The organism is Streptomyces sp. NPDC001709, assembly GCF_053596375.1.
In genome coordinates this window covers 29,559-51,541 of record NZ_JBSFGB010000043.1, presented here as the reverse complement: position 1 = coordinate 51,541, position 21,983 = coordinate 29,559, and the positions used below count along the sequence as shown (strand labels likewise).

19 protein-coding genes are annotated in these 21,983 nt (G+C 70.9%); 5 read left to right on the top strand and 14 right to left on the bottom strand.

All coding sequences use genetic code 11. The annotated features are described in order from the left end of the window. Positions 1-15: 15 nt before the first annotated feature. From ACWC0C_RS39965 to ACWC0C_RS39945, 5 genes are all read right to left on the bottom strand, one after another. Positions 16-849, bottom strand: a complete 834-nt coding sequence (locus tag ACWC0C_RS39965) for an AfsR/SARP family transcriptional regulator (RefSeq protein ID WP_449201900.1) — start codon at positions 847-849, stop codon at positions 16-18. A gap of 182 nt (positions 850-1,031) precedes the next feature. After that, positions 1,032-4,310: a condensation domain-containing protein gene (locus tag ACWC0C_RS39960; protein WP_450869441.1), complete on the bottom strand. Its 3,279-nt coding sequence runs from the start codon at positions 4,308-4,310 to the stop codon at positions 1,032-1,034. Between the two features lie 237 nt (positions 4,311-4,547). After that, a complete protein-coding gene (locus ACWC0C_RS39955) occupies positions 4,548-5,189 on the bottom strand; it encodes a ScbR family autoregulator-binding transcription factor (RefSeq protein ID WP_450869440.1) in 642 nt (213 codons plus the stop codon). A gap of 93 nt (positions 5,190-5,282) precedes the next feature. Continuing rightward, positions 5,283-6,866 (bottom strand): acyl-CoA carboxylase subunit beta, encoded by a 1,584-nt coding sequence (locus ACWC0C_RS39950; protein WP_450869438.1) that lies wholly within the window; start codon positions 6,864-6,866, stop codon positions 5,283-5,285. 109 nt (positions 6,867-6,975) lie between these two features. Next, positions 6,976-7,179 carry an acyl-CoA carboxylase subunit epsilon gene (locus tag ACWC0C_RS39945; protein ID WP_449201580.1) on the bottom strand — a complete coding sequence of 68 codons (204 nt, stop codon included), beginning with the start codon at positions 7,177-7,179 and terminating at the stop codon, positions 6,976-6,978. Positions 7,180-7,583: 404 nt separating this feature from the next. On the opposite strand from ACWC0C_RS39945, the gene ACWC0C_RS39940 reads away from it, so the two are divergent. Next, positions 7,584-8,576, top strand: coding sequence for a ScbA/BarX family gamma-butyrolactone biosynthesis protein (locus tag ACWC0C_RS39940; protein WP_450869437.1), 993 nt, complete (start codon positions 7,584-7,586; stop codon positions 8,574-8,576). A gap of 305 nt (positions 8,577-8,881) precedes the next feature. On the opposite strand, the gene ACWC0C_RS39935 is transcribed toward ACWC0C_RS39940, so the two are convergent. Beyond that, positions 8,882-9,529, bottom strand: a complete 648-nt coding sequence (locus ACWC0C_RS39935; protein WP_449201578.1) for a ScbR family autoregulator-binding transcription factor — start codon at positions 9,527-9,529, stop codon at positions 8,882-8,884. A 249-nt stretch (positions 9,530-9,778) separates the two neighbouring features. Further along, entirely contained in the window at positions 9,779-10,498 is a 720-nt protein-coding gene (locus ACWC0C_RS39930) for an HAD family hydrolase (protein WP_450869436.1), read from the bottom strand. A 207-nt stretch (positions 10,499-10,705) separates the two neighbouring features. Here ACWC0C_RS39930 and ACWC0C_RS39925 point away from each other — a divergent pair, with 207 nt between their 5' ends. After that, the gene (locus ACWC0C_RS39925) at positions 10,706-11,470 is read left to right on the top strand and encodes an SDR family oxidoreductase (protein WP_450869434.1); all 765 of its coding nucleotides are present in this window, start codon (positions 10,706-10,708) and stop codon (positions 11,468-11,470) included. 69 nt (positions 11,471-11,539) lie between these two features. On the opposite strand, the gene ACWC0C_RS39920 is transcribed toward ACWC0C_RS39925, so the two are convergent. Continuing rightward, positions 11,540-11,986, bottom strand: coding sequence for a type II 3-dehydroquinate dehydratase (locus tag ACWC0C_RS39920; protein ID WP_449201575.1), 447 nt, complete (start codon positions 11,984-11,986; stop codon positions 11,540-11,542). A gap of 460 nt (positions 11,987-12,446) precedes the next feature. Between ACWC0C_RS39920 and ACWC0C_RS39915 the strand changes: the two genes are divergently transcribed. Next, a complete protein-coding gene (locus tag ACWC0C_RS39915; protein ID WP_450869432.1) occupies positions 12,447-13,592 on the top strand; it encodes a helix-turn-helix transcriptional regulator in 1,146 nt (381 codons plus the stop codon). Positions 13,593-13,625: 33 nt separating this feature from the next. Here ACWC0C_RS39915 and ACWC0C_RS39910 read toward each other — a convergent pair whose 3' ends face one another. Both ACWC0C_RS39910 and ACWC0C_RS39905 read right to left on the bottom strand, forming a co-directional pair. Further along, complete coding sequence (locus ACWC0C_RS39910; protein WP_449201573.1) at positions 13,626-14,957, bottom strand: cation:proton antiporter; 1,332 nt, start codon at positions 14,955-14,957, stop codon at positions 13,626-13,628. Positions 14,958-14,967: 10 nt separating this feature from the next. Then, positions 14,968-15,678: a thioesterase II family protein gene (locus ACWC0C_RS39905; RefSeq protein WP_450869430.1), complete on the bottom strand. Its 711-nt coding sequence runs from the start codon at positions 15,676-15,678 to the stop codon at positions 14,968-14,970. Positions 15,679-15,967: 289 nt separating this feature from the next. Here ACWC0C_RS39905 and ACWC0C_RS39900 point away from each other — a divergent pair, with 289 nt between their 5' ends. Next, the gene (locus ACWC0C_RS39900; RefSeq protein ID WP_449201571.1) at positions 15,968-16,162 is read left to right on the top strand and encodes a ferredoxin; all 195 of its coding nucleotides are present in this window, start codon (positions 15,968-15,970) and stop codon (positions 16,160-16,162) included. Positions 16,163-16,242: 80 nt separating this feature from the next. On the opposite strand, the gene ACWC0C_RS39895 is transcribed toward ACWC0C_RS39900, so the two are convergent. Then, positions 16,243-17,049 (bottom strand): class I SAM-dependent methyltransferase, encoded by an 807-nt coding sequence (locus ACWC0C_RS39895; protein WP_450869429.1) that lies wholly within the window; start codon positions 17,047-17,049, stop codon positions 16,243-16,245. Positions 17,050-17,099: 50 nt separating this feature from the next. Beyond that, positions 17,100-18,359, bottom strand: coding sequence for a cytochrome P450 family protein (locus ACWC0C_RS39890; RefSeq protein WP_449201569.1), 1,260 nt, complete (start codon positions 18,357-18,359; stop codon positions 17,100-17,102). Positions 18,360-18,650: 291 nt separating this feature from the next. Between ACWC0C_RS39890 and mhpA the strand changes: the two genes are divergently transcribed. Beyond that, the gene (gene mhpA, locus ACWC0C_RS39885; RefSeq protein WP_450869428.1) at positions 18,651-20,282 is read left to right on the top strand and encodes a bifunctional 3-(3-hydroxy-phenyl)propionate/3-hydroxycinnamic acid hydroxylase MhpA; all 1,632 of its coding nucleotides are present in this window, start codon (positions 18,651-18,653) and stop codon (positions 20,280-20,282) included. 51 nt (positions 20,283-20,333) lie between these two features. On the opposite strand, the gene ACWC0C_RS39880 is transcribed toward mhpA, so the two are convergent. Together ACWC0C_RS39880 and ACWC0C_RS39875 are read right to left on the bottom strand one after the other, a co-directional pair. After that, positions 20,334-21,242 carry an ROK family protein gene (locus ACWC0C_RS39880; RefSeq protein ID WP_450869426.1) on the bottom strand — a complete coding sequence of 303 codons (909 nt, stop codon included), beginning with the start codon at positions 21,240-21,242 and terminating at the stop codon, positions 20,334-20,336. Between the two features lie 16 nt (positions 21,243-21,258). Continuing rightward, positions 21,259-21,888: an HAD-IA family hydrolase gene (locus tag ACWC0C_RS39875; RefSeq protein WP_450869425.1), complete on the bottom strand. Its 630-nt coding sequence runs from the start codon at positions 21,886-21,888 to the stop codon at positions 21,259-21,261. Positions 21,889-21,983: the final 95 nt, after the last annotated feature.

Below are 21,983 nucleotides of genomic sequence, written 5' to 3'. Positions count from 1 at the left end.
TTCCGGATGCGGCTGTCAGCCCACCCGGGTCAGCCGCTCGCGTTCGGCGCCGGCCGTGTGCGCGGTGCCGGGCTCCGGGTGGGCCATCAGGATCGACTGCTGAAGGCGGCGCACGCTGGCCGAGGGCTCAAGTCCCGTCTCTCGTACGAGAGTCGTGCGCAGCCGCTGGTACACGTCGAGCGCCTCGCTGCGGCGGCCCGAGCGGTGCAGCGCGAGCATGAACTGGGCGTGCAGGTTCTCGTGCGTGCGGTAGCGGCTGACCAGGACGGTCAGTTCGCCGAGCAGTCCGCGGTGCCTGCCGAGCCTCAGGTCGGCCTCTATGCGCTGGTCGAGCGCGCACAGCCGGGTCTCCTCCAGACGCCTGGTGTGCATCTCCAGCTGCGGCCCGGCCTGTACGTCGGCGAGTGCGGAGTCGCTCCACAGCGCGAGGGCGTCGCCGAGTTCGCGGGCCGCGCGCGGGAAGTCACCGGCGTCCATGGCACGGTAGCCGAGCCCGGCGAGCCGTTCGAACTCGCGGACGTCGCTGGTGCCGTCGAAGGTGTGCAGCACATAGCCGCCCGGAGCGGTGGCGAGCACGTCCTTCGGCGAACGCGGCGGATGGCCCTCCGGGTCCTTCTCCAGGGCCTTGGCGATCATCTCACGCAGTTGCAGTACGTAGGTCTGCAGAGTGGTCCGCGCGCTGCGCGGTGGCCGGTCGCCCCAGAGCTCATCGGTGAGTGCGGCGATGGACACGACCTGATCGGCGTGCAGTGCCAGCAGTGCCAGCACCTGTCGCGGCTTCGGCGCTCGCGGCGTCACCGAGATGTCGTTCTCCCTGACGGCCAACGTACCCAGTACTTCGATGTCCACGCTGTTTCCCCCTCGTGGTGCATGAGTCATCACTAGCCCAAGGCCGCATCCAGAGGTCACGTCTCGGTGCACTGAGATTAAAAACAGTCCGTGCGGTTTGTCAATATGAAACCGACAGCGCCGTTTTCTTTGCCGCGACAAAGGTGGGCATATGGTAGGAAGAGAACAGCCCGCTCAGTCTGTTAGGGGTGCCGTCGCGCCGTCTCCGCCAGCAGGCGTGCCAGATCGCCCACCGCCTCGGTACCGGTGTCGGCCCTCAGCACGACCGTCGCAGGACGGGCCCCGTCCGCCGCGAGAAGGCGCGCCGTCTCATAGGCGGCGGCTCCCGCGCCCGAGAACGCGGCCAGCAGCAGCCGCTGCCCGGCACCGGCCAGCGACTGCAGCAACCGGTGCCAGGCCCTGGGTCCCTGTGGCGTCAGCCGCAGCAGGATCAGCGTCTCCGGTCCCACGTACTGCCTGGACAGCCGGGCGTACCAGGACAGCGGAATGCCCGGTGACGGCACCAGACAGATGACCCCGTCCGTGCCTTGACGCAGCGTCATGGACGGTGGCCGCGCGGCCGCCGTGACCGAGAGCTCGTCGAGGAGTTCGCCGATCGGCGTCGTCTCGTCGGCCTGGTACGGCAGTTCGCGCAGCAGGTCGGCGCAGTCCTCCAGCAGTCCGGTGCCGTCCGCGAGGCGGGCGCGGTCGTGGATCACGGAGAGCACCAGGCCGCCGGCCTCGTCGCGGTGGGCGACGAGCGTGACCGGGAAGGCGTTCGCGGCGCCCGTCGTCTCGGGGAAGTCCATACGGATGCCGTGCGCCGCGAAGGACGGTTCGAGCCGCTGCAGCGGATCCAGACCGCTCTCGAAGACCAAGAGGCTCTCGGCGGTGCGCTCGGACGCGAGGGGTCCGTTCGGCACCGTGCCGGTCCAGCCGTGGATCTGACCGGCCGACACCCACTCGTACGACGACAGGTCGACGGCCTGGTCGCGCAGTGCGGCGAGCAGGTCGGGCACGGTGGCGGTGGGATCGACGTCGACCGAGACGGGCAGCGGATTGCGCAGCGCACCGGGCAGCCGTTCCACGCCCTCCAGCGGGATGCCGCGCCCGGAGACCGCGACGCTGAAGCGCACCGGCATCGAGCCGTCCGCCCCGGCGGCCCGGTACAGCAGCAGGGCCCAGGCGGCCTGCAGCGCGCCGCTCTCCGTGGCGCCCCACCGCGCGGCCCACGCGTCGAGGCGGGCCGCCTCGGAGGAGGTGAGCCGCACCCGCGCGCGTCCGGTGCCCGTCCGCCGCGTAACGGGAGAGGCGGCGACGCAGGCCGACACCGACGCGGCGGTCGTGGGCCGGGACGCGGCGCGCAGCCAGAAGTCGCGGGCCGGTGCGAGGTCCTGGGCCTCGATCCAGTGCGCGTAGTCGCGTACGTCGGGACGCCGGTCGCCGCCCGGCAGGGTGCCGTCCGCCAGATAGGCGCGGCAGAACTCCGCCACGAGCAGCCGCACGCTCCAGGTGTCGAGCAGCGCCAGGTGGTACGTGAGCAGCACCCGCGTCGTCTGCGAGCCCGTCGCGCCGTCCCGCGGGACGTCGAGCAGCGTGATCCGCAGCGGTCCCGGTGAGCGCGGATCGAGTCCGCGCCGCCGGTCGCTCACGAAGGCGTCGGGCCGGTCCGCACCCGGATACGGCATCCGCACGATCTGCGGCGCGACCCGGTCGTGGATGGTGATCGCGGGGTCGGGACCGTGGTCGAAGGCGGCCCGCAGGACGGCCTCGCGGTCGAAGACGGACTGCCATGCCGCCGTGAACCGTGCGATGTCCAGCGGCCCGTGCCAGACCCAGCTGAGCTGCTCGATCTGCCGGCCGGTGCCGGGATGGGCATCGGCGTCGGCCAGGATCTCGCGCTGCAGCGGGCTGGCGGCGACGGCGGTGGTCGAGGCGGCCGAGGCGCCGGCGCGGCCGCCGAGTTCCTCCAGGACGTCCTTCAGGACGGCCAGGAGCCGGTCGGCGGACTCCTCGGTGACGCCGTCGCGTCCGGCCGGCAGCCAGTCGAGCCCGACGCACAGCCGGCCGCCGCGGATGCGCGCGGCGACGTCCAGCGCGTACGAGGCGACGGTGCCCGGCGTCCGTGCGGCCGCGCGGACGTGCGCGTCCGGAGTGAAACGCACCAGGACCGGCACGGGTTCGCGCAGCGCGAGCCGGAGCGCCGGATCGGGCGCGTGTTCCCGGCACGCGCCGAACGCGCCGCGCCCGACGTCGCCGAGGATCGCGGCGACCCGGTCGATGAACTGGCGCGCGCTCTCCTCGCGTCCGCCCTCCAGCAGCACCGGTTCGGTCTCGACGAGCGGTCCGACCGTCCTCGCGAGCGCCGGGCCGCCCTGGCGTCCGTCCACGCACACGTCGAAGGAGGCGCACGCGGTGCCGCGCCACCGGATCAGCGCCAACCCCATGGCGCCGGTGAGCAGTTGGGCCGCCGTGAGACCGAAGCGGCGCGGCAGGTCACCGGTCAGCCGACGGGTGACGGCGCGGCCCAGGACGAAGCCCGGGTGGCGGTGCGGGTCGGTGTCCGGCAGCGCGGCGCGGGAGCGCAGTGCGCGGGTGGCGGCGCGGCCCTCGGCGACGGTGCGCCAGCGGTCGGTCTCGCGCGGGTCGGTGGCCACCGCGGGCAGCGCCGCGGCCCAGTCCGTGTACCGCACGTCCTCGGCCTCGAGTTCCTCCTGGGGCCGGGCCAGCGCGGCGCGCAGGTCGGCCATGAGGATGTCCAACGAGACCTGGTCGACGACGAGTTCGTGGGCCACCACGACGAGCCTGCGCCGCCTGCGCAGCAGCAGGGCGCAGAGCGTGACGCCGGTGCTGGGGTCGAGGCGGCGGGCCGCGGCGGCGATGGTCTCCTGTTCGCGGGCGCGTGGGACGTCGGAGAGGTCCGTGCGCTCGGCCGCGTACACGAGCGGCACCGCGTGCATGCCGCCGCCCGCCGTGGTGTCGATCCGGGCGCCGAGCAGCGGGTGGGCCCTGACCAGGGCCCGCAGGGCGGCGTCCACCGTGGCCGGTTCGAGCGACTCGGCCGTATTCAGTATCCGCACCAGGTGGTGGCCCGGAGCGTCCTCGGCCCGCCGGACCAGGTCGAGCTGGGCCGGTGCGAGCGGGACGGTCGGCCGGTCGCGGGCGGTGAGCAGGTCGGCGACGAGTCCGGCCGGGAAGGTGTCGCGACACTCGTGCGGGCCGGCGGGGGACGCGGGAGCCGGCTGCGGTTCGACCCGCAGCACATGATGGTCGGGCCCGAGCCGGCGCAGTGTGTGGAGCCAGGTCCGGCCGCCGGGAGTGCGCGTGGCTGCGTGGTCGAGCGCCGCCGCCACGCGCCCGGTGGCCAGCGGGCCCCGGATCTCCAGCGCGGGCGGGTCGTCGTAGGGCGGCCGTCCGGGATCGACGACCACGGTCATCGACGCGTCGGTGCGGCGTTCGGCGGTGGCACGGCCGTCTGTCATCGGCACCCCGGGGCCAGGCCCCTCCCCCTTCCTACCCTGCGGAACTCTCACGGCGAAACACATTCGTCCTGTTCAGCACGGTAGCCGCGCACGCGCGAGACGCCCGATTCCTCCAGCGCCCCTGGACCACTCCCCCAACGCCTCTCAGCCGGACGGTCCTTCGACCACGGAATCCGGCCATGCCGTGCGGTGCCGTCCAACCCGTCAACTGCCGTACGCCGCAGGGCCGATCGCCGTTCAGACCTCCTCGGCCGCGGTGAGCCGGCCCCCGTGCACTCCGGGCCGGGCGGAGACCAGGACGTGCTCGGTCGCGATGCCGGGCAGCAGCAGCTCCCAGAACCCGGCGATGCGCCGCTCGGCGAGCCACTGCGGATCGTCTCCGGCGAGCACCTCGAAGCCCACGGTCACACCGACGATCGCCGCCGCCGCGTCGTCCGGTGAGACGCCGGGAGCCAGATGGCCCTCCGCCTCGGCACGCAGCAGTGTCCGCTCGACCCACTCGTGCCAGGTGCGCAGCAGCCGGGCCTGCGGGCCGAGGACACGTTCGCAGCCGAGATCGAACCCGGCCCGTACGACGATGTCGTCCCTGAGGCCGCCCACCAGCCCGTACGTCGCGTCGACGAGTGCCTGCAGCGCGCTCGGCCCGGCGCGGTCCGCGGCCTGGACGAGCCCGTGGATCGCGTCGGCGGCCTCGTCCTCGACCGCCTGCGCGAGCGCCTTCTTGTTCTCGAAGTGGAAGTGCAGCGCACCGTTGCTGACCCCTGCCCGCCTACTGATCGTCGTGAGCGACGACGGCACGTATCCCACGTCCGCGAACTCCGCGGCCGCGGCGTGGATCAACGATCTTCTCGTGCGCACCGCACGATCCTGCTTGGCCATTCGAGTTCTCCTGCGGCCGACGACGGACATGGCGGCCTCGACCGCCGTGGCAGCCTCGACCGCCGTGGTGACGCGTGCGGGTGGGGTGTGGGGTCATTGCGGCGGGTTGCCGTGCTTGCGGGACGGCAGGTCCGCGTGTTTCGTGCGCAGCATCGTCAGGGAGCGGATCAGCACCTCGCGGGTCTCGACGGGGTCGATGACGTCGTCGACCAAGCCACGCTCGGCCGCGTAGTACGGATGCATCAGCTCGGCCTTGTACTCCTTGACCATGCGCGCACGCATGGCCTCGGGATCATCGGCCCCGGCGATCTGCCGGCGGAAGATCACATTGGCCGCACCCTCGGCACCCATCACGGCGATCTCGTTCGTCGGCCAGGCGTAGGTGAGGTCGGCGCCGATGGACTGCGAGTCCATGACGATGTAGGCGCCTCCGTACGCCTTGCGCAGGACCAGCGAGATCCGCGGCACGGTGGCGTTGCAGTACGCGTACAGCAGCTTCGCGCCGTGCCGGATGATTCCGCCGTGCTCCTGGTCGACACCCGGCAGGAAGCCCGGCACGTCGAGGAGTGTCACGATCGGGATGTTGAAGGCGTCGCAGAGCTGCACGAACCGCGCCGCCTTCTCGGAGGCCTCGATGTCCAACACGCCTGCCAGGACCAGCGGTTGACTCGCCACGATTCCGACCACCTGGCCGTCCAGGCGGGCCAGCGCGCAGATGATGTTCCGCGCCCACCACTCGTGGACCTCCAGGTACTCGCCGTCGTCGACGATCTCCTCGATGACCTTCGCCATGTCGTACGGCCGGTTGCCGTCCGCCGGAACCAGGTCGAGCAGTGTCTCGCAGCGCCGGTCGGCCGGATCGCCGCACTCCGTACGCGGCGGTGCCTCGCGGTTGTTCTGCGGGAGCAGTGAGAGGAGGTACCGCACCTCGGCGATGCAGGTCTCCTCGTCGTCGTAGGCGAAGTGGCAGACACCGCTCGTCTCGGCGTGCACATCCGCGCCGCCGAGCCCGTTCTGGGTGATCTCCTCGCCCGTCACCGCCTTGACCACGTCCGGACCCGTGATGAACATCTGCGAGGTCTCGCGGACCATGAACACGAAGTCCGTCAGCGCCGGCGAGTACGCGGCGCCGCCCGCGCACGGGCCCAGCATCACCGAGATCTGCGGGATCACCCCGGACGCCTTGGTGTTGCGCTGGAAGATCCCGCCATAGCCCGCGAGCGCGCTCACACCCTCCTGGATACGGGCACCCGCACCGTCGTTCAGCGAGACCAGCGGCGCACCGGCCGCGATGGCCATGTCCATGATCTTGTGGATCTTCGTGGCATGGGCCTCGCCCAGCGCACCGCCGAAGATCCGGAAGTCATGCGCGTACACGAAGACCGTACGGCCCTCCACCGTGCCCCAGCCGGTGATGACACCGTCGGTGTACGGCTTCTTCGCCTCCAGACCGAAGCCCTGCGCACGGTGCCGGCGCAGCTGCTCCACCTCCTGGAAGGACCCCGGGTCCAGGAGCAGCTCGATCCGCTCCCGCGCCGTCAGCTTGCCCTTGGCGTGCTGCGCCTCGGTCGCCTTCTCGCTGGGGCCGCGCAGGGCCTGCTCACGCAGGACATGCAGGGCCGCCGCTCTCGCACGTGCCTCGGTCGGCTCCACACCGGCCGGAGAAGGACACGTCATCACGATCCCTTTCTCTCGTCGCTGCGGATGCCATGCACCTCTGACCACCCGCGCGGCCTTACAAACCGCGTGCGCGGTTTTCGTATCCTAAACCACAAAGGATCGACAGTCAGCGCCAGCTGTGCGGAGCCCGGTAGCCGGGTTTCTCCTGGTGACGCCAGCGCCAGGCCGAGGCGGGCCGGGTGCTGGGCTCCTGTCGTTCCGCATGCCACGCGAGGACCGACAACACCGCGCAGACCGCCGCCAGTTCCGTCTCGTCGGCACCGCCGCGCTCCACACGGACCACGGCATCGGTGCGTGTCCCACCGCTCATCCGATCTCCCTCTCCTCCGGCCTCCGCCCACGGTCCGCCGGATCGCTTGAGAAACGCTCGACGAGCGACGAGGTCCGGCTGGGCCGGAGGCGCCGAGGGGCACGGGCACGTTTGTACCGACCATTCATCACCGCCCACCGGTCCGGCGGGTCGACCTCTGTCACACGGGGGCCAATTCGCGCCACGGGACGCTGTAGGTACGGTCGTCACGTGGTCGGCTTGCCTGCCGGGGGTGGTCGGGCCCGGTGAGCGAGGATGGCCTCCACAGCCGGAACAAACTGTTCCACATGAGGTGGAGTCGGAATCCGCTCTGGCCCTAGAAACTAAACCGATTGGTAGGTATGTTTGCGACCAGAGCGACTCGCAGTTGTCTTTCACGCCAACGTGGCTCAGGGGGAATGGGCATGTCCGTTAGCACTTTTCTCATCGATCACGCGATACCCGACGCACCGACCGCGGACTACGACACCGCGACCCGGAAGCGTGCGGCAGCCTCGCGCTACGCGTGGCTGACCACCACCGTCCCGAGGGAACTCGTCCACCGCGCCGGAATCGCCGAAGTGATGCTCACCGACTGGGCGCGCGTGGACGACTGCCACTTCACCGTGGCCGCCCAACTGCCCCGCCGACACGGCTTCTTCGCCACCGTCGACGGCTGCCACGACTCGCTCCTCATCGCTGAAACGATCCGTCAGGCCGGGATCCTGCTGTCGCACACGGAGTTCGGCGTCCCGCTCGGCCACCAGTTCCTCATGTGGGACCTGACGATCGGCATAGAGCCCGAGCGCATGCTCGTCGAGGACACTCCCGCCTCACTCGACATCTCGATCTCCTGCATGGACATCAAGCGCCGGGGATCGAACCTCGCGGGGTTTCACTACGAGGCCGTGATCCGCCGCGACGGCCACGTGGCGGCGACCGGGTCCGCCACGTTCACCTGCACGTCTCCCGAGGTCTACGCGCGCCTACGGGCCGGCCGGATCGGCGACGATGCTCCCGCGCCGCTCCAGCTGACCAGCCCGATCGCCCCGCACGACGTCGGCCGCGCCTCCCCCACCGACGTCGTCCTGTCTCCCGCGCGGGAGCAGGACTGCTGGCAGCTGAGGGTGGACACCCGGCATCCCGTGCTCTTCGACCATCCCGTCGACCACGTGCCGGGCATGGTGCTGCTGGAGGCCGCCCGCCAGGCGACGGCCGCTGCGCTGGGACACACCTGTCTGCCGGTCGGCATGACCACCACGTTCTCCCGTTACGCGGAGCTCGACAGCGCGTGCTCCATCGAGGCGCGTGTCCTGCCTCCGCACGCGAACGGCGAAGAGCACGTGATCGTGACCGGCCGGCAGAACGGTCAGCTCGTCTTCACCTCCGACGTGACCGTGGCACCGGCTGTCGCCTGACCGCCCGAGCGCCTGGCCGACGGCCGTTCGCCGGCTCCCGGCGGTACGCAGGGCGGCGGTCCCCGGCGGGACCGGCCGCCCTGAGCCGCCGCGCCGTGCGCCGGCGCCGTCCGCCGGCGCACGCCCGTGACGGATGTGCCTGGCCCCGGAGCATGACGACGCTCCGGGGCCAGGCACGTCCGTCCGTTGCCCTTATTCGAAAGTTGAGTCGCTTCCGTCGCTGTCCGCACCGTGGCACCTTGCTGACCTGGTGTTTTATTCAGCGACTCAAGCGTCCAGGGTGGCTAGCTTCGGCCGCCGATCCGTCAGACGGATGCCGGCACGCGGTCCTCCACCTCACGCACCACACGGGCTCCGCGGTCCTGGGCCACGTCGAGGCGCATCAGGACCGCCGGAGAAGCGATGGAGGGCAGCAGGTGCTGCAGAAGGATCGAGACCCGGTGCTCCACGTCCTGCAGATTGGTCTCCAACTGGGCGTAGAGCTGCACGCCGTTGAACGCGCTGACCACCAACTCGCCGATCTCGCGCGGCACCACGTGCGACAGGGTCTCTCCGCGCCGTTGGGCCTCGGTCACGATCTCCGTCAGTATGTCGACCCACAGCGGCCACGCGCTTCCGTAGTGGCCGCGGCCGATGGGATCCGCGGAGAGGCGGGCACCGGCTCGCAGGATCGGATCGCGCACCAGCCGGTGCGCGACCGTCATGGCGACGTCCACCAACTCCTGGAGCTTGATCTCCCGCTCCGGCACCCGTTGGTCCGCCTGGACTTCCAGAACGCCCTGAGCCAGCGCTTCCTTGGAGTCGAAGTGGAAATAGAGTGCGCCCTTGGTGACGCCGGCGGTCTTGAGGATGTCAGCGACCGTCGCCGCCGTGTACCCGTGTTCCGCGAAGACCGTTGCGGCTGCCTCCAGCACGGCACGGCGGGTCCTGACCGCTCGCTCTTGCCGGGCCACTGGACCTCCTCTTCAGTTTCGGTCAACCGCACTCCGCTACAGGGCACGGGTCCTTCCATTAAAAAAAACCGCTCAGCAGGTACCTTACTCGTGACTGTGCGTCCACACCAGAGCTTCCCGCGTTTCCGCGCGTCACCAGGGCGGATCGGAGCGCGCCGGTCCGGCCGTGGGAGGTCGCCGAGCACGCCAAAGGATCCGGAACGCCGGTTTCCGATCCGGACCCCCGGTCAGGTCCCGGGGCCTGCCGGCTCAGGCGCCCACCGGGACGCGCGCACCCGCGTATGCGGCCGCCGCCGCTCCCGGACGGCCGGCCACGGCCTCTTTGTCGACGGTCCTCAGCAGCTCGTCGTCGATCTCGCCGAGCGACCCGACGATGTGCCGCACTCCGGCCTGCTGCATCGCCTGCCGCTGGAAGCTGTGCTCGAAGGTGGTCGGATGCCCGATGAACGCCGCCCCCAGATCCCGCGCGGTCTCGCCCACGCGCGCCACGTCGTCGATGAACAGCGCGCTGTCGCAGTGGAGACCGAAGACGTCCTCGGTGATCTCCCGGACCCCGGGACGGAAGCCGTCGGTGCACACATACCCGGGCCCGTCGAAGTACGCCGCGAACGGCGCCAGATGACGGTCGAAGTGCGCTCGGCCGAGTCCGCCGTAGCACACCAGCGACGCACCCGTGGCGCGGAGCCGTTCGAGGAGCGCGCCGACGCCGTCGAGAACGCGCACCGGATGTTCTTCGAGGTACCGCTGCCGCTCCAGGAAGTACTCCTCCACGATCTCCTCGGGCGTGCCCGGCACGCCCAGGGCCACGGCGGCGCGGAGCTGGGGCTGCGAGAAGACCGAGCGCTCCAGTTCGGCGGTGTAGACGCCGCCGTGACGGGCCACGAAGCGGTGGATGACCGGACTGAAGGTGTCGTTCAGCAGTACTCCGTCGATGTTCACCGCGATCAGACGTACCTGCCGAAAGACCATGTGGCCGCCTTGCGTCAAGCCGTACGCACACGGCGCACGGCGTCTCTGTCGTGTCGGATGTCGTGAAGAATAAACCGGGGCAGCGGTTTTTTCAACGCCTTTCAGTCACCTCGAACACCAGTCCCACACTCGAACGGACGATCGCGAGGCGAGAGACTTGCTCCCGACTCCGGCGACGCGTCGGTACACAAGAGACTGGGGGAAACGATGACTGCGCTGAAGGACAGGACGGCTCTCGTCACAGGAGCCGGACGGGGCATCGGCCGAGCCATCGCCTGCCGGCTGGCCGCGGACGGCGCACTCGTCGCCGTGCACTACGGAAGCGACGAGGCCTCCGCCCGGCGGACCGTCGAAGGCATCACCGACGCCGGCGGACGCGCCTTCACGCTGCACGCCCCGCTCGGCGTGCCCGACGACATCGAGACGCTGTACGAGCGACTCGACGCCGCTCTCGCTCGGCTCGGCGAGCCGACGGCCCTGGACATCCTGGTCAACAACGCGGGCTTCAACATCCGTGGCAAGGTGGCGGAAGTGACGCCGCAGGACTTCGACCGGCTCATGGCCGTACACGCCAAGGCACCGCTGTTCCTGGTGCAGGAAGGCCTGCGGCGGCTGCGGGACGGCGGCCGCATCATCAACATAGGCTCCGCGGCCACCCGTGTGAGCATGCCGTCCTCGCTCGTGTACTCCATGGCCAAGGGCGCGCTCGACGCGCTCACGCACACGCTCGCCGGCGAGCTGGGAGGCCGGCGGATCACGGTGAACTCCGTGGCACCGGGTTTCGTCAAGACGGACATGAACAAGCAGCGCTGGTCCACACCCGAGCAGGAGGCCGCCCACGCCGCGCTCTCCGTGTTCGGCCGCATGGGAGAGCCGGCGGACATCGCCGACATCGTGGCGTTCCTCGCCTCGGACGACTCACGCTGGATCACCGGCCAGTGCATCGACGCGTCCGGCGGCACCGGCCTGTAGGCGACGAGGAGTGGGAGGTAGGGCCGGAGGCGACGGGGGGGACACCTCCGGCCCTGGTCTGTGGGCGGGTCAGCGCGGATCCGGTGCGGACAGGTGCATGAGTGCCTGGGCGGCCAGGCGGTAGCCGAAGGATCCGAGGCCGACCACGACACCGCTCGCCAGCGGTGCGATCACCGACTCGTGCCGGAACTGCTCGCGGGCCCATACGTTGCTGAGGTGGACCTCGATCCACGGCGGCGCATAGCTGGCGAGCGCATCGCGCAGACTCCAGCCGGCGATCATCAGGGCACCGGGGTTGACGATGGCGCCGACGGTGGTGTCGCTGTGCCGGTGGATGGCGCCGACGAGCTCGCCTTCCGAGTCGTGCTGCACGGACACCACGTCCCAGCCCCTGACGCTCACCTCCGCGGCGACCGCCGCCTCGATGTCGGCAAGCGTGTCGGTGCCGTATATCTCCGGCTCCCGCCGTCCGAGAATGCCCAGATTGGGGCCGTTCAAGAGAAGTACGACACTCAAGAGGCCACCTCGGTATTCACGTTCCTCGCGAACTCTGGCCGCGAACTGCGGTCCGCCTCCATGCTCTTGCCTGGATGCGCGGTGCGCCACTCTCAGAGCTGATAGTTCAAGTGGCCCCGCGGACCTGCGCCGCTTCGACGCGCGCCGCCATGACGCTCGAGGCTCGCTCGGACACCGCTAGAGGCCGCCCACACATCGCATCGGCCCACGCCGCCACCGCCCCAGCCCCGCCCTACCCTGGTCCGCGCCCGGGCCCCACTCGGACGGCACGAATCCCATGACAGGAGATGCGATGCTCGACTCTCCGTTTCGCTTGCGGCAGCCCACCTCTTTCTCCGTCACATCCAGCTGCCGGAACGGCTCCTGCGAAACCGGCCGACTGTCCGAAGCCTCTTCCTCCGCCTGGTCCCGAGGCGATCTCGAAGAAGGAGTCCGCCTGGCGCGGGCCGCCTGCCGGACGGTGTCCGAGGACAGCGCAGGCTGCGCGGGTTCGGCACGGCTGTGGCTCGCCACGTTGCTGATCCGGGTCGGCGAACTGTCCGCCGCGGCCCAGGTCTTGGCCGATCTGGACGAGCTGACGGCGGCGCGGCCCGAGGCAGGCGGCAGCCTCGTGGTCGCCTCGCTGCTGTGTGCGGCGGATCTCGCGTTCGCCAAGGGGGATGTGGCCGCCGCCGTCGAGCTGGCGGGCAAGGGCGCCGACGAGGCGCAGCGGACCGGCCTGCATCGCCTGCTGCCGGATGCGCACACCGTGCTGGCGCTGAGTGCGCTGCGGCAGGGCAACATGAGCGTGAGCTTGGAGTTCGCCAATCAGCTGCGGGACTGCGCGCTGCTCGGCCGGACCGCTCACCGGCCGAGTCAGTGTGCCTGGGCGGCGGCTCAGCTTCTGGAGGTGCAGGGCGGCGCGGCGAGCGCGGCGCAGCTCATCGTGGGCATCGTGATGGACGACCAGTTGCTGCTGGAGCTGCTGGCGTCACAGCCCGCCGCCGCGGCCTGGCTCGTCAGGGCCGCGCGGCAGATGGGCGACGAGGCGCTCGCCGGGCGGGTGGTGTCGGTGGCCTGCGCGCTCGCGGCGCGCAACCGCGGGCTTCGCTGTGTGGTGGCGGCGGCGACGCACGCCGCCGGCCTGCTGGAGCTGAATCCGGAGCGGATCCAGGCCGCGGCCGCCGCGCATCTGGACCCGTGGGCCGCCGCGTCGGCCCGTGAGGACGCCGGAAAGCTCTTCGCCGTACGTCCCGCCGGGCGCGAACGGGCCGTCGAGGCACTCGAAGCGGCGGCGGACGGCTACGCCGATGCCGCCGCTCCGCGTGATGCGCGCAGGGTGGTGAGCCGGCTGCGCTCGCTCGGAGTGCGGCGCGGCCGCTATCCGCAGTACGCCGGGCAGGACTGCGTGAACGCGAGCGCCCTGACCACGACGGAGGCCGCCGTGGCCGATCTGGTGAGCCAGGGCTTCACCAACTCGCAGGTCGGAGAGCGGCTGTTCATCTCCGGTCACACCGTGGCCTTCCATCTGAAGAAGATCTTCCGGAAGATGAACGTGGCCTCGCGGGTGGAACTGACGCGGGCGTGGAGCCAGGTGCCGAGCGCCGCCGGCGCGAGGGCCCACTAGGGGCCTTTCTCTCGGGTCAGGCCGGCCGCGCTGTCACACCGAGGCGGGTGGCGGGGACGGGAGGCCGCGGGGCTGCGGGCCGGTCAGGCCCAGCTCCACTTCGGCGTTCTCGTCGATCCGGGCCATGGCGTAGCGCAGAATCGGCGGTGCCATCAGCGAGGTGACGATCGCGACGAGGATGATGACGGTGTACGTCTCGGCGCCGAGGACGCCGAGTCGCAGGCCCACCGTCGCCACGACGACCTCGATCACGCCGCGCGAGTTCATGCCGGCTCCGAGCGCGAGGCCTTCGAAGCGGCCGAGGCCGCTCATCTTCGCCCCGGCGTAGGCACCGGCGAACTTGCCGAGGATCGCCACCGTCAGCACCACGCAGGCCGTGGCCAGGACGGTGGGCCTGACCAGCGCCGTCAGGTCCATGCGGAGGCCGGCCGTGGCGAAGAAAACCGGCGCGAGGAAGGCGAGGACGGTGGTGCGCAGCGGAGCCAGTTTCTCCCGGTCCAGCTCGCCGCTGGTGCCGATCAGCACGCCGCACACGAACGCGCCGAAGACGGCCTCCAGGTTCATCGCCTGGGTCGCCGCCGCGCCGAGCAGCACGATCAGCGTCGCCACCGCGACCGTCGGCGCCGGTGACGCGGAGCGGCTCGCCGCGCGCAGCGCCGCCTTCACCAGCGGGCGGCCGACCAGCCAGGCGGCCAGTACGGTGCCGACGGGATAGAGCACGGCCGTGGTGATCGTGCCGGTGCTCAGCCCGGCCGTCGCCATCGCCGACACGATGGAGAGCAGGAACCAGCCGACGACGTCGTCGATCACGCCGGCGGCCAGCGTCAGCTGTCCGACGTCGCGGTGCAGCAGGTCCATGTCGATGAGGGTCTTGGCGATCACCGGGATCGCGGTGACACACATGGCGACACCGAGGAACAGCGCGAAGACGGTCGTGCTGGTGTGGTCCGGCATGAGCGAGGACGGCAGCAGGTAGCCCACGCCGACGCCGAGCGCCAGCGGCAGCACCAGCCCGCACAGGCTGACCCGGACCGCGGTGGTCCGGCGCCGCCTGACGAGGTCGAACTTCAGCTCCATGCCGGTGACGCCGACGAGCAGCACGACGCCCACCTGGCCCACCGCGTCGAGCAGATGCAGCTGGCCCGCGTCCTTCGGCAGCAGCCAGTCGGCGAGAGCCGGCCACAGGTGGCCGAGGAGGGAAGGGCCGACGATGACACCGGCGAGCAGTTCACCGACGATCGCGGGCATCTTGTACCGCGCGGCCAGCTGTCCGAGGGTCAGGGTCAGCAGAAGCAGAAGGGCCAGCTGGAGCAGGAACACCAGCAGCGCGTGATGGGCGATGGTCGGTACGGGTGCGGAGCTCAACTCGGTCACCTCAGACACGGGCTTCGTCGCGTACGCCGACGTTCCGGCGGGCCAGGCGGTCCGCGAGGAGCCCGCTGACGCGTGCGATCTCGTCGACGAGGAAGAAGTGGCCTCCCGGGAACACCTGCAGCTCCGTCGGGCCGGTGGTGTGTTCCTCCCAGGCGGCCGCCTCGTCGATGGAGACCCTGGGGTCGCTGTCGCCGGTGAGCACGGTCACCGGGCAGGAGAGCGTGCGGCCCGGTGCGCAGCGGTAGTTCTCCACGGCCCGGTAGTCGCCGCGGATCACCGGCATGACCACTTCGAGCATTTCCGGATCGGAGAGCAGCGCCGCGTGCGGACCGCCGAGCTTGCGCACCTCGGTCAGGAGCTCCTCGTCCGATCCCAGGTGGAGCCGTTCGTAGCGGTCGCGGGACGGGGCCCGGCGGCCGGAGGCGAAGAGCCGTACCGGCGCGGCGAGCCCGGCGTCCTGCATCCGCAGGGCGACCTCGTAGGCGAGGACGGCGCCCATGCTGTGTCCGAACAGTGCCAGTGGCCGGTCGTCGAGGTGGCGTATCACCTCGAAGATCTGGTCGGCCAGCTCCGGAAGGCCGGCGAAGGCCGGCTCGTGGCGTCGGTCCTGCCGACCCGGGTACTGCACCGCCAGGACGTCCACCTCGGGCGTGACCGCCCTGGACAGCGGAAAGTAGAAGCTCGCGGACCCGCCGGCGTGCGGCAGGCACACGAGGCGGACACTGCTGTCCGACGCCGGGTGGAATCGGCGGACCCATGTTCCGAATTGCTCCGGTGTGTGAGGCACGGCCAGAAATTCCTTTCAGGAAAAGTCCTTCCACAGGCTAGGAACGGTGCCCCGGGGCCGGTATCCCTCGACCTGATAGGCCATTACCGTGGCCTTGCGGTCTTGAATTTCGCTGGAGCGACGCCATCAATTCCGCTGGAGCGGTGCCATCGATTTCGTACGTCTCCGGCATCATGACCGGCGGCCTGCCGTTCACCCGTAGGGGGCGATCACCATGAAAATAGTCGCGGACACCGAAAAGTGCGTCGGCGCGGGTCAGTGTGTGCGCATCGCGCCGGAGTTGTTCGACCAGGGCGAGGACGACGGCGTGGTCGTCGTCCTGGATGCCGAGCCCGAGGACGCGCTCCTGTCGGCGGCCGGCGAGGCGGTCGACCTGTGTCCGGCGCAGGCGCTCTCCGTCGCCGGCTGACCGGCGCTTCCACCGGCCGTACGCCGTACGTACGGGAAAGCGGGCCCGGGCAAGGGCGCCGGGCCCGAAGCGGTGTCGGCTCAGAGGGGACGGCGGGCGACGATGCGGGCGTGGTGCGGGTCGGTCTTGCCGGCCTCGACCAGCGTTCCGAGCGCCTCGTCCAGGAATTCGTCGACGCGGTCGCCGAGGATCTCGGCCTGGGAGGCGAACCAGGTGCGCCGGAACCGCGTGCGCATCTCGGCGAGTTCCCCGGCAGTCGGTGCCGTGCCCTTCTTCCTGCTGAACGGGTGCGGAAGTTCGGGCTCGTAGTGGGTGAGTTCGAGGCCGGCGTCCTTGAGCAGGTCGGCCACGTCGTCGGCCGGGTAGTCGCGCATCGCCGGCGGTGCGGCGGCGAACAGGTCCTGCCACTTCGGGCTGTCCGCGATCTCGCGCAGGATCCCGAACAGGCCGGTGCCCTCGCTGCGCGGCTGGGCGCCCGTCCACTGCAGCACGAGGTGGCCGCCCGGACGCAGCGCGCGGGCCATGCGGCGCAGCGGCTCATGCGCCTCGGACACCCAGTGCAGCACCCAGGAGGAGTGGACGACGTCGAACCGGCCCTGCGGCAGCCGAAGTTCCTCGACCGTGCGGACCTCGGTGTGCACCGGGAGTCCGGCGCACAGCTGCCGGGTGGTGTCCACCATGGACGGTGACGCGTCGCTGGCCCAGACCTCGAAGCCGCGTTCCGCGACGGTGCGCGCGATCTCACCGGCGCCGCAGCCGATCTCGGCGAAGGCGCCGCCGCGTTCCAGCGCGTCGCCCGCGAGCGCGAGCGCGGCCAGTGCCGTCTTGACGTGAGGCGAGTTCACCTTCACGTATTCCTCGGCCACCCAGGTGTTGGTGTCGGTCATCGGCGAAGTCCTGTCTGTGTCGAAAGGTCCAGTCGAACGGTCCATCGGGCTCAGCCGAGTCGCAGCGGGAGCCGCTCGACCCGGGTGACACCGGGCCGCAGCACCCAGGGGATCTGCTCGCGCTCGACCGCGAGGGACAGGTCCGGGAACCGGGTGAACAGCGCGTGCAGCGCCACCTCCGCCTCCTGCAGGGCGAGCGGCCTGCCGAGGCAGTAGTGCGCTCCGCGTCCGAACCCGAGATGGCGTTCGCCGCCTCCGTGGTCTCGGCCGATGTCGAGGCGCTCGGGGTCCTCGAACTGACGCGGGTCGGTGTTCGCGGGCAGGATCAGCGGCAGGATCGTGGAGCCGGCCGGAATCGTCGTGCCGCCCAGCTCGACGTCCTGCGACGGATACCGCGGCACGCCCCACTGCGTGGGTCCCAGGCGCATGAGTTCGTGCACCGCCTGCGGCCAGCGGGACGGATCCTCGCGCAGCAGCGCGAGCTGGTCGGGATGGTCCAGCAGGCCGAGGACGGAGGTGGCGAGCAGCTGCGTCGTCGTCTCGTGCCCGGTGATCACCAACGTGAAGACCAGCGTGACCATTTCCCGTTCGGTCAGGCGGTCGCCGTCGTCCTCCTGGGCCTGTACGAGTGCGGTGATCAGGTCGTCGCGCGGTTCGGCGCGGCGGCACGCGATCACTTCGAGCATGTGGTCGACGCACTCGCGCATGACGGCCGGGATGCGCTCACGGTGCTCCGTCGGCGACCCGAGGCATGTGCCCCACTCGTACCACGGCTCGCGGTCGGCCTCGTCGATGCCGACCAGTTCGCAGATCACGGTGAACGGCAGCGGATAGCAGAACGACTCCATGAGGTCGACCGGTGTGCCGTCGCGTCCCTGCTCGGCCAGCCGGTCGAGCAGCTCCGCGGTGATCTTCTCGACCCGCGGTCGCAGTCCGGCGACCCGGCGTGCGGTGAAGGCCCGCGAGACCAGGCCGCGCAGCCGGCGATGGTGGTCGCCGTCGATCTGCATGAGCTTGTCGTCGAGGTAGTCGACGAGGTCGGACGGGATGTTCAGCTGCTTCATGATCGTGGTGCGCACGGCGGGCGCGTTCGGCACCGACGCCGGGTTGTTGAGGAACGTCGGGTCGGTGAGCACCCGGCGTACGTCGTCGTAGCGGGTGACCAGCCACATCGGCCGCCCGCCCAGCATCGTGCCGACGAGCGTCGGTGCCTGCTCGCGCAGCCGTGCGTATCCGGCGAACGGGTCGGCCACCAGCTCCGGCGAGAGCAGCTCGACCGGTTCGGCCGTGGTCTCGGCGGTGACGGTCATACGTCTCCCTCTCCTGCTCTGCGGAATTCCGGCCGGAATTTCCCTCGATCGCCGCTTGACCACCGGTCGAGGACAAAGTTCCGTTTCCGTGCCGCGATGTGCATGGCTGTTCCACACAGTAGGACCGGCACGGTGGACCGGGCATCCCTCGACCTGATAGGCCACCGCGCACGGGGCTCCGCCGAGAACCATCGGGTGCTAATGTCGCCGAATACCCAGGGGTTCGGGGTTCGCTTTTCCACACGCCTCTTTCTCGCGGTTTTTCCGACACGTTGCGAGTAGGGATTGACGATGTCCACCATGCGCCCGCACGACCTGCACGAGTCTCCGCCGGACACGGACGTGGCCATCGTCGGCAACGGGCCGATCGGCGCCGCGCTTTCGGTGCTGCTCGCCCAGCGCGGCCTGCGCGTCACCGTCCTCGAGCGCCGTCCACGGCCGTATCTGCTGCCGCGGGCGACCAGCTTCGACGGAGAGACGGCGCGGCTGCTCGCGGCCACCGGGATCGGTGACCGGATCGGCGGGATCACGGAGCCGGCGACCGGCTACCAGTGGCGTACGGCGGCGGGACAGACGCTGCTGGACATCGCCTTCTCACCGGCCGGACGCTACGGCTGGCCGGACGCCAACACCATGCACCAGCCGGCCCTGGAGGAACTGCTCGCGGCCCGTGCGGCGTCGCTGCCCGGCATCACTGTGCTGCGCGGACACCGGGTCGTGGACATCAACGAGCACGACGAGCGGGTGACACTGACCGTCGAGGGCGACGACGCGGCGACCCGTACGGTCGTCGCACGCTGGGTGGTCGGCTGCGACGGTGCCAACAGTTTCGTGCGCGAGCATCTCGGCGTCGCGACGACCGATCTCGGGTTCTCCTACGAGTGGCTGCTGTGCGACGTCGAGCTGCGCGAGCCGCGCGAGTTCACGCCGACCAACGTCCAGATCTGCGACCCGGCGCGGCCCACGACGCTGGTGGGCAGCGGGCCGGGACACCGTCGTTGGGAGTTCATGCGGCTGCCGGGCGAGAGCAGTGCCGAGCTGAACAAGGAGGAGACGGCCTGGCGGCTGCTTCGGCCGTACGGTGTCACTCCGGACACCGCCACGCTGCTGCGCAGCACCACCTATATATTCCGGGCCATGTGGGCCGAGGAGTGGCGGGCGGGACGTGTGCTGCTCGCCGGTGACGCGGCGCATCTGATGCCGCCGTTCGCCGGACAGGGCATGTGCTCCGGGATCCGGGACGCGGCGAATCTGGCGTGGAAGCTGGATCTGACGCTGCGCGGCCTGGCCGACGCCTCGCTCCTCGACACGTACGCGGAGGAGCGCCGGCAGCACGTGAAGGAGTCGATCCTGTCGTCGGTGCAGCTGGGCCGGGTGATCTGCGTGACGGATCCGGAGGCCGCCGAGGAGCGCGACGCGACGGTCCTCGCGGGCCGGCGCGGTCGTACGGCACCGGGCGCGCCGGAACCGGCGAAGCCGCTGTCGGCTGGGCTGCTGCGCCAACCGACAGCGGACCCGGCCGGCGCGGTGGTGCCGCAGGCGCGGGTGAGCGCGCGTGGCGGTACGGGCCTGTTCGACGAGGTCGTGGGCCGCGGGTTCGTCCTGCTCAGCACGGACGATCCGCGCTCCGCGCTCGGCGAGGACCGCTGCTCCTTCCTCGCCGCTCTCGGCACCCATATGGTGCGCCTCCTGCCGCCCGGTACGGCCGAGGACACCGCTGCGGGCCTGACCGACGTGATCGACACGGACGGCGTCTACCGGGCCTACCTGGCCGACCACCGCGCCACCGCCGTCCTCGTCCGCCCGGACTACCACATCTTCGGCACCGCCAACGGCCCCGCCGACACCGCCGCCCTGATCGACGCCCTCCACACGGGCCTGAACGCACCAGTACCGGTGGGCGGCCCACACCGAACGACCTGAACGAGGCGGACCGTCCGACGACACCGGACGTGTTCCGGTGGGGGCGGCGGATCAGCAGGTGGGGTGGATCTGTTGGGCCAGGGCGATGGCGCCGTGGAGGGAGGACAGGCCACCAAGTGAGGCGAGTTCGACGGGGAGTTGGGGTTGGCCGGGGCGGGTCAGGGTGGTGAGGTGCGTGGAGAGGAGGGTGTCGAGGCCTGGGAGGGCGTTCGCGAAGCCGCCGCCGAGCAGCAGGAGTTGTGGGTGGAGCAGTTCCTGGACGCCGACCGCGGCGGCGGCCAGCGCGCGGCAGGTGCGGTCGAGCGCGGTGACGGCCCAGGGCTGTCCGTCCAGCCAGGCCTGTCGCAGTGCGTCGAAGGTGACGTCGGCGCGCCTGATGCGGGCCGCGCGGCGCAGCGTGGCCGGGCCGGAGGCGATCGCCTGGAGGCAGCCGCGGCGTCCGCACACGCACGGCGGACCGTCCAGCTCGACGACCGTGTGTCCGATCTCGAAGGATCCGCGCCCGGGGCCCGGGCACAGTTCGCCGCGCAGTACGAGGCCGCCGCCGATGCCCGTTCCGACTCCGAGGTAGAGGAGGTCCGCGCAGCCGGCGGCCCGTGCCTCGGCGAGGGCGCCGAGGTCGCCGTCGTCGGCCCAGGCGACGGCGGCGCCGGGAAACAGGGAGCGCAGTGCCGCGCCCAGGTCCGTGCCGGCCCATTCGGGCCGGCTCGGCCAGGCGGTGACCCGTTCGTCGGATCCGACGGTCGCCGGCATCGCGACGCCGACGGCTCTCGGGGGTGTGCTCAGCCGCGTGAGCAACTCGCCCACACTCTCCGCCAGTTGTGCCAGATCGCGGTCGGCACTGTGCCGTGGCCGCCAGGCGAAGACGGACTCGGCCACGCACTGCCCGCCGGCGGCCTCCACGCGCATCGCGACCTTGGTGCCGCCGATGTCGACACCGAGGTGATGGGTCCTCTCCATGCCGTCCGGCCGATCCTCAGTTACCGGGCACGGACGGGCACAGGTCCAGCAGGTCGGTCGGACGCTCGAGGACGACGGCCGGCTCGGCGGCGAGCAGTTCGCCGGTCTCGGACAGCGCCCACAGCGCGCCCGCCGAGGTCACCCCGGCGCCCTGTGCACTGGCGATGTCGGTCGGCGCGTCACCGACCATGATGGCCTCCTGCGGTGGGAGGCCCAGCAGGTGCAGTGCGTGCTCCACGATGTCCGGGGCCGGCTTCGGACGGGCGACCTCGTCCGAGCCGATCACATGGTCGAAGAACGGCAGCAGCCCAAGACCGCCGAGCAGCGAGCGCGCCCGCTGCCCGCTCTTGCCGGTGGCCACGGCGAGCCTGAGTCCGCGCACCCGCAGCGTGGTGAGCAGCTCCACGACGCCGTCGAAGACCGGCACTTGCGAGGCGAGCCGGTAGCTCTCGCGGACGAACGGCTCCTCCATCTCCAGCGGCAGGCCCATGATCCGCATGATGTCCGGGAAGTAGCGTCCCAGGTGGCGCCGGTACTCGTCGAACGGCGCCGGACCGTCGCCGACGACCTCCTTGTACGCGATGGCGAACGCCTCGTACATCACCGCGAAGCTGTCGACGAGGACGCCGTCCAGGTCGAAGATCACGGCGCGTCTGACCGGCTGGAGCGTCTGTGTCGACGTCGCCGGCCGGAGCGGAACGCCGGCTCGCTGAGTCGAAACTGGTGGTGTCACCGGCTTCT

Bases quoted from the DNA above. Each gene is read 5' to 3' on its own strand.
- ACWC0C_RS39960 (WP_450869441.1), bottom strand. From the start codon at position 4,310: ATGACAGACGGCCGTGCCACCGCCGAACGCCGCACCGACGCGTCGATG.
- ACWC0C_RS39955 (WP_450869440.1), bottom strand. From the start codon at position 5,189: ATGGCCAAGCAGGATCGTGCGGTGCGCACGAGAAGATCGTTGATCCAC.
- ACWC0C_RS39950 (WP_450869438.1), bottom strand. From the start codon at position 6,866: ATGACGTGTCCTTCTCCGGCCGGTGTGGAGCCGACCGAGGCACGTGCG.
- ACWC0C_RS39945 (WP_449201580.1), bottom strand. From the start codon at position 7,179: ATGAGCGGTGGGACACGCACCGATGCCGTGGTCCGTGTGGAGCGCGGC.
- ACWC0C_RS39940 (WP_450869437.1), top strand. From the start codon at position 7,584: ATGTCCGTTAGCACTTTTCTCATCGATCACGCGATACCCGACGCACCG.
- ACWC0C_RS39930 (WP_450869436.1), bottom strand. From the start codon at position 10,498: ATGGTCTTTCGGCAGGTACGTCTGATCGCGGTGAACATCGACGGAGTA.
- ACWC0C_RS39925 (WP_450869434.1), top strand. From the start codon at position 10,706: ATGACTGCGCTGAAGGACAGGACGGCTCTCGTCACAGGAGCCGGACGG.
- ACWC0C_RS39900 (WP_449201571.1), top strand. From the start codon at position 15,968: ATGAAAATAGTCGCGGACACCGAAAAGTGCGTCGGCGCGGGTCAGTGT.
- ACWC0C_RS39895 (WP_450869429.1), bottom strand. From the start codon at position 17,049: ATGACCGACACCAACACCTGGGTGGCCGAGGAATACGTGAAGGTGAAC.
- ACWC0C_RS39890 (WP_449201569.1), bottom strand. From the start codon at position 18,359: ATGACCGTCACCGCCGAGACCACGGCCGAACCGGTCGAGCTGCTCTCG.
- mhpA (WP_450869428.1), top strand. From the start codon at position 18,651: ATGTCCACCATGCGCCCGCACGACCTGCACGAGTCTCCGCCGGACACG.
- ACWC0C_RS39880 (WP_450869426.1), bottom strand. From the start codon at position 21,242: ATGGAGAGGACCCATCACCTCGGTGTCGACATCGGCGGCACCAAGGTC.